At 42.0% G+C, this 12,996-nt stretch carries 9 protein-coding genes; 7 read left to right on the top strand and 2 right to left on the bottom strand.

Going from position 1 to position 12,996, the window contains the following annotated elements; all coding sequences use genetic code 11:
• Positions 1-61 precede the first annotated feature (61 nt).
• A complete protein-coding gene (locus AAFN83_RS10020; RefSeq protein ID WP_347768863.1) occupies positions 62-682 on the bottom strand; it encodes an acetate uptake transporter in 621 nt (206 codons plus the stop codon).
• 178 nt (positions 683-860) lie between these two features.
• Here AAFN83_RS10020 and rlmH point away from each other — a divergent pair, with 178 nt between their 5' ends.
• From rlmH to AAFN83_RS10055, 7 genes are all read left to right on the top strand, one after another.
• Positions 861-1,340, top strand: a complete 480-nt coding sequence (rlmH, locus tag AAFN83_RS10025) for a 23S rRNA (pseudouridine(1915)-N(3))-methyltransferase RlmH (RefSeq protein ID WP_347768864.1) — start codon at positions 861-863, stop codon at positions 1,338-1,340.
• A gap of 72 nt (positions 1,341-1,412) precedes the next feature.
• Positions 1,413-2,615: an AAA family ATPase gene (locus AAFN83_RS10030; protein WP_347768865.1), complete on the top strand. Its 1,203-nt coding sequence runs from the start codon at positions 1,413-1,415 to the stop codon at positions 2,613-2,615.
• Positions 2,615-3,199 carry a DUF4276 family protein gene (locus AAFN83_RS10035; protein WP_347768866.1) on the top strand — a complete coding sequence of 195 codons (585 nt, stop codon included), beginning with the start codon at positions 2,615-2,617 and terminating at the stop codon, positions 3,197-3,199. The genes AAFN83_RS10030 and AAFN83_RS10035 overlap by 1 nt, the downstream gene beginning before the upstream one ends.
• Before the next feature lie 208 nt (positions 3,200-3,407).
• Positions 3,408-4,181 (top strand): formylglycine-generating enzyme family protein, encoded by a 774-nt coding sequence (locus AAFN83_RS10040; protein WP_347768867.1) that lies wholly within the window; start codon positions 3,408-3,410, stop codon positions 4,179-4,181.
• A 91-nt stretch (positions 4,182-4,272) separates the two neighbouring features.
• Positions 4,273-6,516 carry a U32 family peptidase gene (locus AAFN83_RS10045; protein WP_347768868.1) on the top strand — a complete coding sequence of 748 codons (2,244 nt, stop codon included), beginning with the start codon at positions 4,273-4,275 and terminating at the stop codon, positions 6,514-6,516.
• A 40-nt stretch (positions 6,517-6,556) separates the two neighbouring features.
• The gene (locus tag AAFN83_RS10050) at positions 6,557-8,296 is read left to right on the top strand and encodes an ABC-F family ATP-binding cassette domain-containing protein (protein ID WP_347768869.1); all 1,740 of its coding nucleotides are present in this window, start codon (positions 6,557-6,559) and stop codon (positions 8,294-8,296) included.
• A gap of 1,459 nt (positions 8,297-9,755) precedes the next feature.
• On the top strand, positions 9,756-10,244 hold the full coding sequence (locus tag AAFN83_RS10055) for a hypothetical protein (RefSeq protein ID WP_347768870.1): 489 nt from the start codon (positions 9,756-9,758) through the stop codon (positions 10,242-10,244).
• Between the two features lie 1,182 nt (positions 10,245-11,426).
• Here AAFN83_RS10055 and AAFN83_RS10060 read toward each other — a convergent pair.
• Positions 11,427-12,983: an RNA-directed DNA polymerase gene (locus AAFN83_RS10060; protein ID WP_347768871.1), complete on the bottom strand. Its 1,557-nt coding sequence runs from the start codon at positions 12,981-12,983 to the stop codon at positions 11,427-11,429.
• Positions 12,984-12,996 lie beyond the last annotated feature (13 nt).

The raw sequence follows: 12,996 nt of genomic DNA on the forward strand, positions 1-12,996 counted from the left end.
AAAACTCCCAGAACCGTGGAGCTTTTGTCAGCAAAAGCGGATCCTAATTTCCTCGCAGCTCCTAGCTGCGAGCTTTAAAGATCCCGAACGGACGGCCCACCGGCAGGAAGACCTTGCCGAAGTGCGTGTTCAGCACGGCCGCTCCGCAGCCGTACAGCGACAACAGGGCGATGCCCAGCTCGGCGAAAGCCGCGAGCTTGTGGAACGCTTCCGGCGCGCCGAAGGCGTCAAAGGTGAGACCGATGAAGAGCAGGTCAATGAGCACGAAGATGAAGAACAGCACCTTGTGCGTCTCCATGGCGCCGATCGTCATGAACAGCGTGAAGACGAGGTAACCGGCGAAGGCGAAGCCAAGCTGCTTGCCATCTACTGCGCCTGCCAGCTCAGAGCCGAAGACGCCCATCTTGACCATCCAGCTCGTTGCAGTAGCGAACCAGAAGAAGGCATACGCCCCGAAGGCGGTCATGCCGAAGGTGTTGTTGTGCTTGGCATCGTGGATGCAGGCAAACAGTTGGGCGAATGCGCCCAGGAAGATTGCCCACGGGATGACCAGGCTGAGCCCGTCCGTAAGGCCGAGCTTCTGCGACGAAGCCACCAGGGTCACAATCGCCAGACCGAAGAGGCCGATTGCGCTGGGGTCCGCCGTGACAATCTTGACTTGCGTGGAACTTGGGTTATGCATGATGGTCTCAGTGCCCTCCATTAATGTGCAGAACCTAACGTCTGCAGTGCCAGGATACATACTGAGCTATTGTACCTGAACGCGGTGCTTTGGCATAGTGAAAATGTCGCCGATTCTCAAAGAAATTTGACGAAACGATGCTGGCCCCCATACAGCAGGAAACTAGAGGAGAAGAGACATGTTCATACAGATCATCGGTGTCGGCAAATTGAAGGAAAAATACCTCGTCCAAGGCATCGCCGAATACGCCAAACGGCTCGGGCCGTACATCAAGTTCCAGATCATCGAGGTGCCCGATGAGAAAGCCCCCGACACGCTCAGCGACGCCGAAGTGGAGATCGTCAAGGATCGCGAGGGCGAGCGCATCCTCGCCCAGGTGAAGCCCGATGCCCATGTCATCGCCCTCACGCTGGACGGCAAGCTCTGGAGCTCCGAAGAGCTCGCAGCCGAGCTCGACCGCCTCGCCACCTACGGCTCCAGCCACGTGGTGTTTGTCATTGGCGGCAGCCACGGCATCGCGGATGCCGTTCTTCGCCGCGCCCAGCAGAAGCTGTGCTTCGGCCGAATGACCCTGCCGCATCAGTTAATGCGGCTCGTGCTGACGGAGCAGGTGTACCGGGCGGTGAAGATTATTCGCGGTGAACCGTATCATAAATGACGGCAAGTTTTGTTTGACTATGGGTTGTTTTGGAAATAAAATTGGTATAGTCAATGATTGGGGGCTGGGAGAATGCCTTTTATTGAACAGATAATAATTAAAAATTATAAGCTACTTCAGAACGTAACACTTACGGATTTACAACCAATTAACGTAGTCCTAGGACCAAATGGAACTGGAAAATCTACATTATTTGACGTTTTTGGCTTTTTGGCCGAGTGCTTGCAATCTAATGTCAGAAAAGCATTAGAATCCAGGGGTCGATTTCATGAAGTTAGATCTAGAAATTCCGACGGCCCGATTTCATTTACAATAAAGTATAGAGAAGCTGACTATGTAAATCGTTTAAACTCTACGCCTATCACATATCACATCTCAATCGATGAGAAAAATGGACGACCGTATGTATCTCATGAGTATCTGCATTGGCGGAGAGGAAAGCAATATGGTTCTCCATATAAATTCCTTGATATAAAAAACGGAGAGGGTATGGTGATTACTGGGGAAAATCCTGAAGAGGGCGATGAACGGCACAGTATTAAGATGGATAGCCCTGACATTCTTGCGATAAAATCACTAGGTCAACTTGCAGAACATCCTAGGGTAGCAAGCCTTAGGAGATTTATCGAAGGATGGTTCCTATCCTACTTTATTCCTGATAAAGCTAGGCAGATCCCAGAGTCAGGCGTGGCAGAACATCTATCTAGGACTGGGGACAACTTAGCGAATGTTGTCCAGTATCTTAGTGAGGAACACCCAGATACATTTGAACAGGTATTAGCAAGGGTCGCTGATCGGATACCAGGATTGCAAACTATTAATTCAGAGCGCACAGTAGATGGGCGTTTAGTTCTGCAATTTAAGGACGGACCATTCAGAGATCCATTTCTAGCTAAGCATGTTTCGGATGGTACTCTAAAAATGTTTGCATACCTCATTTTACTATATGACCCTACCCCTCCACCTTTACTTTGTGTTGAAGAACCTGAGAATGGACTTCATCCTAGGTTACTAAGTATCTTAGCTGAAGAGTTTCGGGCTCACGCAAGAGGAGGTACCGAGGGCATAGGAACCCAGGTTTTTGTATCCTCTCATTCACCCTATTTCATTGATGCACTGAAACCAGAAGAATTATGGATAATGAGTAGAAATGAGAAAGGATATTCTACTATAATTAGGGCAGATAAAATAAGCCACATTCCCGAATTCATTGCTGAGGGTGCATCATTGGGCAATTTATGGTATGAGGGGTACTTTGGAAGGGGTAATGGTTAGTGCATTTAGAGATCCTGGTTGAAGAACCATCTATGAAATCTGCACTGGACGTTATCATACCGAAGATAATTGGGGATGGACATGACTTCGATATTCATGTTTTCCGTGGAAAGCAAGATCTCATGTCTAAACTTGATCAAAGATTGCGCGCATATGCTAAAATAAGGACTCCTGAGTGGGATTTTCGTATAGTCGTTTTAGTAGATGAGGATAGGCAAGATTGTTCTGATTTAAAGCAAACTATGGTTGCTAAAGCAGAACTTAGTGGTGTTGGCGACATAACTCTTAACAGAATTGTTGTTGAGGAATTGGAAGCGTGGTTTTTTGGTGACATACCGGCTTTACGCGCAGTATATCCTAAGGTGCCAGAAACTATTGGTGAACAGATTCGATTTAGGAACCCCGATCAAATCCCTGGAGGAACACATGAAGCACTTGATAGGGTACTACAACAAAACGGATATCGCATAGGACTTATTAAAACAGAAGCGGCTGCAAACATATCAAAGCATATGGATCCTTGGAGAAATAAATCAAAGAGTTTTCAGGTATTTAGGGACGGTCTAATAAGAATAATTAATTAGTTATTAGTTAAAGGGCATACCGCTTCCTGCGGTGTGCCCTTTAACTTGCCGTTATAGACAGCGGGGGGAACCGTATCACAAATAGTGGTAAAGCAAGAAATGGAAATAATTGTCGAAGTGTCGCTACTAAGAGAAACTTACGCACTTGAGATGCAGAGTGGTGGATGTGGACAATGGAGAAAATAATGGAGTGAACAGGGGACTTCGTATGACAATCGAAAAGTACGGAAACAACAGAGAACGAATTATAAATGATTTAATGGATTTGATGGTACTGATAGAAGGTGGGGTTGTTGAATTACGCGATTATATTAATACGAATAAATGGCTTAGTTCTAATTACACGTTATCAGACCCTGGAAGAGGAAGCGATAGAAAGGTTATTTCATGGAATGAAACAATCGATCCTTTCTACGTAATGAAGTATCCGGTAACACGGCAGCTGTATCATTTTGTCATGATTGAAGAAGAAGTAGAACCTGATGCGAATAACCTGCCAATTACACAAGTTTCGTGGTTAGACACTCTTGTCTTCTGTAACAAGATATCTAGAATGCTTAACAGAACGGAGTGCTACACAATTACAAATGAAAATGAGAACACAATATATAATAAAGAAGCGAACGGCTTTAGATTACTATCGGACGCTGAATGGCAGTATGCGTGCAAAGCGGGGACCAAGGGGTATCGGTATGAGAGAATCGATAAGATTGCATGGTATAAAGGGAATTCGAACGGATCACCCCAGGAGGTTGGGAAATTGCTCCCTAATCCATGGGGGCTTTATGATATGATCGGGAATGTTTGGGAATGGTGCTGGGATCTCTATGATACTAAACGATATGGGAACTATAGAGTCTTTCGGGGCGGGAGTTGGGCGGAAGTCGAGAACAACTGTGGTTCTACGGTTAGAAGGAAAAGCATGCCTGATTTCAAGATAGATGATCTTGGTTTTAGAATAGCATGCGGAAAGCACGAATAGATTAACGACCTTGCCCCTTCAGCCATCGCAGAGAACCGTATTATAAGTAGGGGCAAGTTCTCTATCTTTTATAAATCACCAGGAGGATAACATGACGGAATTATTAGCTCCAGCAGGAAGTATGGAAGCTTTAAAAGCTGCCATTTCGAATGGTTGTGATGCCATATACTTAGGCATGCAGAAATTTGGTGCACGTGCCTACTCATCTAATTTTGATTTCGAGTCGTTACAAGAGGCGGTTGCGTATGCGCACCTGAGGAACGTTAAAATCTATGTTACCATGAATACCATCGTTTTCGAGAACGAAGTGGAAGAGATGAAAGAGCAGATCCGCCAATTAAATGAAATCGGTGTGGATGGCATTATCGTCCAGGACCTGGCTGCTTTCGATTATATCGTGAAGAACTTTGTTGATCTGGAAGCCCATTGTTCGACTCAAATGGGAATAGACGATGCAGACGGAACTTTATTGTTTAAAGAACTTGGTGCGAAACGAGTGGTTCTGTCCCGTGAGGTTGAGATTGAAAAAGTAAAAGAGATCAAACGAATAGCGGAAATTCCTTTGGAAATTTTCGTTCACGGTGCGTTATGTGTCTCTTATTCGGGAAATTGCCTCATGTCAGGATTACTCGGCTATCGAAGCGGAAATCGCGGAAGATGTGTGGGTTCATGCCGGAAGGAGTATGAACTACTGGATCAGACAACCGGTACATCTTTAGCGAAAAACTATATTCTATCGACGAAGGACTTAAACACAATCGATTATATCGAGGATTTAAGAGAAATCGATTCTTTAAAAATAGAAGGTCGAATGAAAGATCCTACGTATGTGGCGAATGTTGTATCCAAATATCGCATGGCCTTGGATAACCAAATAACCGAAGAAGAGAAAGATAATCTGAAGAAAACCTTCAATCGAACATTCACCAAAGGCTATTTGTTTCACGAAGATAGGAGAAATATTACAAACATCGTAAAGCCGAATAACTTTGGTTATGAAATTGGAACCATCAGCAGGATTGATAAAGATCGGTATGAAATAACCCTTACACGTCCATTAAATCAAAACGATACCATCCGAATCAGTCACAACAAGGAAGATGTTAATTTAGCGGTTGCCAAACTGTACGATAGAGAGGGTCAATTAATCAACAAAGCAGATAAAGTCTGCTATATCAAAATCCAGGAAACGCTGTCTACGGGAGATGTCGTCTATAAAACGAAGGATTATTTCTATTCCAAAGAATTAGAAGCATCACTGGAAAAAGAATTTAAGCGGTTTCCCCTGGATATGAAAGTATATGCATGTCCAGATTCCAAGCTTTTCATCGATGCGGAGGGCTTAGGCTTTCATTATTCCTATGAAAGCGAGGAGATCCTGGGCGAAGCCATGAATAATCCAACAACCAAAGACCAGGTAATCAAGCAATTTTCCAGATTACATGATACGATATTCGAGCTGAACCAGGTCGATTATGAGGAATACCATGCGTTTATTCCGGCTAAACTGTTAAATGCAGCAAGAAGAGAGATTGTACAGGGCTTATATGACGTAAAGCTGAACAGCCAGAAGAAAAGAACCCAGGCTTTGAGAGCAAAAGAAAAAATAAGCTGTGCCCCTGAAAAACCATACCTTACGGCCTCTGTAACGACTAAGGAACAGTATGATGCTTGCGTGAGCTGTGGAATTAAGGAAATCTATTTTGAAAATGTTGTGAGAAGAAATCAAAATGATTATAAGGAAAAAGAAGGGCAGCTGTTAATCGGAGGATATGGTGGAATTTATCACTACCGAGAAACGAATCCGTTTGTTACGGACTATTCGCTAAATGTCGTGAATGCTGCCAGCTGCTATGAATTACACAAATTAGGTGCCAAGCGAGTCACTTTATCTTATGAATTGAATAAGAGCCAAATGGAAGACTTAAGGAGCGCCTATTATGAAGAAAATGACGGCTATCCTTCACTGGAAATGGTTGTGTATGGTAAGGCCCCTTTGATGTTCACCAAATACTGCCCGATGAAAAAAATGAATCAATGCAGAGTTTGCGAAACGAAGAGCTATGCGTTAAAAGATGAGAACGGAACGTTCCCTATCCTTTCCCATGAGGATTGTACAACGACTATCCTGAATGGGAAGACGCTTAATCTTCTAGATGAGCTGCAAAGCATCAAAGGAATCGAGGCATTCCGATTAAGCTTTACCGTTGAATCACAAGAGCAGGTTGTGAACGTTATTCAGCAGGCCTTAGGCAAGTTAGAGGGCTCCATGAATCATGCCGTCTTCAATCAGGAAACCGACACAAGAGGACATTTTCATAAAGAGATTTTGTAGGCATAATCGTCACCACTATCGTTTTAAGAGAGGCAACCCTATGATAAAAATGGATCACTTATCCTTCTCGTTTCCGCAAAAAGAGCTCTATAAGGACATTTCATTTACGCTTGAAGAAGGGCAGCATTGCGCTTTTATCGGAACAAGCGGCAGCGGAAAAAGTACACTGATCGATATCCTAATCGATCCCGAAAGGTATTTATTCGATGGCAAGCTGGAGATCGACCCGACCTGCAAAATCGGGTATGTCAGTCAGTTCTTGCAAGTAGACAAGCCAGAAGAAACAACCGTTTTTGACTATATCGCGGAAACCTATATGAGGATACAAGGTGAGATCACATCCATCTATGCTGAAATGGAAACCGCTTCGGACATGGATGCGCTACTGGAAAAGCTTCAATTGGCTTTGGACGCATTCGCTGCAATAGGCGGCGATGATTTTGAAAGCAGCCTGAAGAAGAAACTAAATCTGGCAAACCTCATGAAGCTTAAAGATCGTAAGGTCTCCGATCTGAGCGGCGGGGAATTCAAGCTTATTCAAGTAATCAAGGAAATGCTTACCCGTCCGGACTTGATCATCATGGACGAACCGGATGTGTTTTTAGACTTTGAGAACCTAAACGCGCTTAGACAATTGATTAATGCCCACAAGGGAATGCTGCTGGTCGTTACGCACAACCGCTATTTGTTGAATCATTGCTTCAACAAAATCATACACCTTGAAAACAAGGAGATCCAAGAGTTTGACGGGCGATATATCGAGTATAGATTCTCATTGCTTCAGACCAAAATTGAGCTGCAAGAGCTCGCAATTGCGGACGAAGAAGAAATCGAGCGAAACGAGAACATCATCAATCATCTTAGAGTGATCGCGACTAATAATTCAGAAGCAGCCAGAGGCAGAGCGTTAAAAGCCAGAGTCAGCTTTCAAGAAAGATTGGAAGCGCGTAGAATCAAAGCGCCGTTTGTTGAGATTAAGCAGCCGGATATTACGTTTGGTATGGATCATGAAATGGAAGACACCGCGGTTGTAAGCGTCCATGATTATAGCGTTGCCTTCCATGAGCTGCTTTTAGAAAATGTTACCTTTGAGATTCGATCCACAGATAAAGTAGCCATTATCGGTCCAAACGGTACCGGGAAAACAACTTTGCTCCGAGAAATCTATAAAAACCATCATGAGGCCATCGAAATAAAGGCTGATGCGAAAGTCGCTTATTTGTCCCAGCTTCATGGCGAAACGCTAAACGAATCCAATACCATCATGGATGAATTCATCGATGCCGGGTTTAAAACGTATGACGAGATCCGAGCGTATCTGGCCAACTATGATTTTGAAGGAGAAATCCTGGATCAAAAGATTGCATCTTTGTCCGGTGGAGAAAAAAACATGCTTCAGTTGGCCAAAGTATCTGCCAGCAAGGCAAACCTCCTGCTTCTTGACGAACCGACAAGCCATTTGGATATCTATGCACAGATCGCACTGGAGAAGGCCATCGAAGACTATAAAGGTGCGATTCTGATGGTTTCCCATGATTTCTATTCGGTCGTAAACGGTATGGATTATGTGTTAATCATTGACGATAAGAAGATTAGAAAAATGAGCATGCGAAAATTTAGAAAGATGATTTATGCGAGTCACTTTAATCGAGACTATTTGGAAACGGAACAAAAGAAAAAGTCGGTTGAACTGAAAATAGAGTTAGCTTTAAAAGATAAGAATTTTGAAATTGCCAAAGGATTGGCCGATGAGCTGGGAGAGATCATTAAGCTGCTTTAAAGGACGGGACAGAGTTCGAAATGTACGGTGTGAAAGACGGCCTCAACTATATCGTCAATGAAAGCCATCCCAAAAGGGGTGGCTTAAAAACTTGCTGTTACAGACATTCGGAGAAAGTCTGGTTATTTGTCCAAAGATAGAATTCAAAAAGAATTACTTTGCATTTGAACTTCTTTAGGATCTTTCAGCAAAGTGATTATCTAAAAACGATGCTTCATTATAACCAAAAATAGCGGTGTGAGGGTTATGCCTCTACATCGCCATTTTCGGTTCTTGGTATAATCCCATCTCTTATAGAGGCGGGCGAATCTCCTTGGAGTAGGTCGCCCGGATGTATGCGTGAAAGGTGGCCTCTGAAAGCGGCACAGGCACAGTAAATCCAAAGTTTAATCTTCGTACATGGCGGCAATAGGATTTAGCTTTTTTGCAATGATACGGGGAACCGTACCACAAATAGTGGTAAAGCAGAAAGTGGAGTTGAAGGTGGAAGCGGCGATGCTCAACTTGCGAATAAGAACGTAAATGTTCCACACACGTGGAGTGCCTAATATTGATGGTTCGAAATGAGAAATGACAGTACTGCTCAATTATATATTGAAGGAGACTTTTGCCGTGTGAAAAGTCTCCTTTACCATTTTTCTAGTAAAATGGTATTAATTATTATGTCGATATGCTAAGATGATTGGAGGATATTGTAAGAATTTGTTGGCTGACAGAGACAGCATGTCTCCAGCCAGAAGTGTTCCTGCAACTGTTCGTTGATCCTGTGGCTTTGCTTCTAATTGGAGTGTTGTCACTGGTTCTATACGTCAGTCGTAAAGTAGTTGCTGTTCAAGCTAAGGGGGGGATGCTGATGAATCTCAGGCATCTGATAGCGTCTCTCTTGGAGACCACGTGGGCTACAGTGGTCAGCGCAACAGCGGGGACACTTCTGTCTCTGTGAGCCAATAACAGCTGCAGACAATCGAGTTATGCAGAGTGGTAAGCAAAAGATATGCGAGAAATCATTGCGAGCATGGCGAGACACATTTAAATAAAATCAAATTAAGGTGGTGATGTCATGTACAGACTGAAAAAGTGTGCTCTATGTGATACAGAGACCAACTTGGAGTTGAGCCACATCGTTCCGAAATTGGTTATGCGGACGCTTAAGAAAACCGCCGTAGGAAACATCAGGAGTTCTCAGAATCCAAATATCCCTGTCCAGGATAGTGAAAAGCACTATATGCTCTGTGGGAGCTGTGAGGATTTATTTAGCGAAAAAGAGACGTACTTTGCGAACACTCTCTTTCACTCATATATAAAAAAGGAAAAGGAGAAATTTGATTACGACAGCAAGCTTTTCTATTTCCTCACATCCTTGAGCTGAAGAAGCCTTTACCTAGATCTGATCGACTTCACTGAAAACAATGTGGTTGGAATTGATGCCTTGGAGCACTTAATATCTTGTGAAAAGATTATGAAAGATTATCTGCTTTACAGCCGGGACAATATCGAAGCCATCGAACATCACATATTTTTCTTTGATGTGATAAGGGAAATCATAGGCAATACAGAGATGATCGAGTTAAGACCACATGCAACATTCCACAGGGGCATAATCAGCTATACCTTTTGCTTCGAAGATGATGGCACATATGGAACCATTACGAACATGATGGGTATCGTAGTCATTACCCTTTATAAAAAAGGGAGTCAGGAAAAGTGGGAAAGGACTCAAATATTAAACGGTATTGGCAGTATTGAAGCAAAAGACCAGCGAATAACCAGTGTAGTCGGAAACGAATTTTCGGATATTCTAAAGAGAGCTCAGTCTGCATCGAATTACACAAGTGAAAAGCAGAAAAGGAAAATTGTTGAGAACCTAAAAAATAAGGCAGACAAAATAAAAGACTATCCTGTATTTTTAGACTGGTTGAACGACCGTGAGTTTAATAAGAAGTCGTAAAGCGATGCCGTTCAATCTAAGAAGGGAATGCTGGTGAATCAAAGGCTACCGATAGCTTCTCGCTTGTAGACCACACGGGATAAAGCAGGAAGATTTCTGTCACCAAATTTTTGACGCGACAAGGCTAGTTTTTTCTAGGCTCGTAGATCAGATTATATTGGGGGGGGGAGGTACCTTAGTAGCTGTTTATATTACCACTTTAGAAACAAGAAAGAAACAAAGGGAATCTGAGAGCAACCTAGAAAAAGATAGGGAAGCTCAACGCACGTTCAACAGAAAAAAACTCATTGACGATGTTGCAGTAATTGTAGCTGAGTTTATAACAGATATCTCAGCATACTATTATGCTAGTCGTCATAAGACTGACGGGAATAGAAGCATCTCTATGAAATGCAATATTTACTTCAGATAAAACTAAGTATAATACCAAGCTCTAAAATCCTATTAGACCAAATTAATAAGGTTTATGAGAAGGATAGCTGTTGCGGTATCGAACCCAAAGCTTTTGGTGATGAAATAGTAAAGATAATAAAAAAACTTGGAGGAATTTTCGGATAACTACTTAACTAAGGGCAATTAGCCTTGTGATTCGACAACATATTTTCCGTCGACTGCTATCGTGATGATGAGGATGGTCGAAAAATGCTTGCATATCTGTAGCCAGCCAAACCATCAATCCAGTGCCACAGAAAATTTGTTGTGAAATACTCAAACAATTTAAATTTGAAAGTTGGAGTGATTTAAATGGGAAGTAATTGGGAAGTGGACAGTAGAAAACTAATTTCAAGCTCAAAATGTGCATGTGGGCAAGGAAAAGTAGACCGATATGAGGTTGAGTTATCGCATACAAAAGTAATACGTTCAAGGACTGAATATGAAACTGAAGTTGATTGTCGAAATTCGGAATGTCCATCCAAATAAGTTGAACAAACTTTCTCTCAAATTCCTATTAGGATCATTCTTGAGGATTGGAACAGCATCTCCAGCCCCACCGCTGCAGATGCTGTTTTCATTCCATGAAATACAACTAAAACGATAATAATAAATTGAATTGCGTCCAAAAAGAAGCTAACATACACAAAACTTCCAATGAGGCGTCCCCTTAACAGCCGCTATCTTATACTAGGTAGGGAAGGTTGTTGTTTCTTTAAAGTATGGTTTATTCCCACGAAGGGACTAATATTAAGTATATCCAACCGATTTGATATAGCTGGCGATAGACTTATCAACGATATCATCGCGTCTGCTTATAGCATTCATCCAATGATTTCGTTCATCTTTACTAAGTATTTGACTTGAATAAATTATTGCTCTCCTATCCCAAGGACCTACTTGATCGATATGATCTTTATGTTCTCTTACCCACGGGATTTTTTTTTGAGTAATTGCATGTATTCCTTGCTCGCGTAATGAACCACGAAGTACAAACTGTGTCAGTATATTGGATCTTCTCGTGAATTTTGTTGAGGCTAGATAATTACGTAACCAATACCCAATATGTGGCAGGTCCTTGGTAGCCGCACTAGTGACAATGCTCTCTATTAGTGGTTGGTTGTATTCGAACATTTTATCGGATGTTACTGAATCTAAATATAAGATTACATCCCTTATCACTGGAGTAAAAAAATCGAAATTAATCAGAACCTGATTTAGTATTGCTCGGCTTTTCAGATATTTAGACCGACGTAGGATATGACGTGATAGACCAAGATCCAATCTTTCAAAGCTGATTATCATATCGAGAAATGATTGGAATGCCTTTCCTTGCGCTTTAATTCTGCTCTGAGGAGGTAAAGTGTCGATAGATTGAGTCATTTCAATAAAACCATAATCATCTGAAACTGCTAAGTTCAATTCTCTAATTGCATTATGTATCTCAGTTTTTTCAAGTTCGTGGGGATCGTCGATATACTTTGCGACATATTCATCAGAATTCAATATTTTAGTCTTTGAGCTAGACAAGATTAATCGATGATTAGAGTAAAGATATGACGTTAAATCATGCAAAACCGTATTTAGGATATTTTTATCGTCAGAAAAAATTCTAATATCATCAACATAGCGGATATAAGGTAGGTCTTTACCTATGATATATTCGTCAATATCAATCATCAATGCCTCAGCCATTACAATACTTGATGAGGGTCCTACAGGTATTCCACGTGATACTTGGTTAGTAAGCTCCATCATAAAATTTTCAATGAGCTTGGATATTTCGTCAAGTCCATTATCACAAGATTGAATAGCATTTTGTAACCTATGATGATAGATTTGATTATAGAAATCGGTTATATCAGTAACCAAAACATAATTGTTTGCTCCTGCATATTCCACGCTTTTGTTTTTAAACTTTTCATACCCTACTTCATTATCAAATAACTCTCCATTCTCGTTTACTTTAATCCTGTAGGAAAATACTACATCATCAGAAGTATTGATTCTCCTAGACTCGATATATTCTGCAACTTCCCTTGTCATGGCCGCATAAATGATAGAGTCTAGGGGATCTAACTGGTGAACCATTCTATAACCACCAGAATGTTTAGGAGTCGGGTAAATAAGAGGACGTTTTACTAAAGAGATCAGGTCACCTAAGCTTCGTTCAGATAAATGATGCGATACTTCACCCCAATTTGACCAAATGGCCTTAAACTCAAACGGTTTTACGTAGAAATCAGAATCATAAAATCTATTAATATGGTTTTTTGCCCATTCTAAAGAGCCTTTTGATAGTTGCATCTTGCTCCACCCC

This window comes from Gorillibacterium sp. CAU 1737 (genome assembly GCF_039888655.1).
Classification (GTDB): Bacteria; Bacillota; Bacilli; order Paenibacillales; family NBRC-103111; genus Gorillibacterium.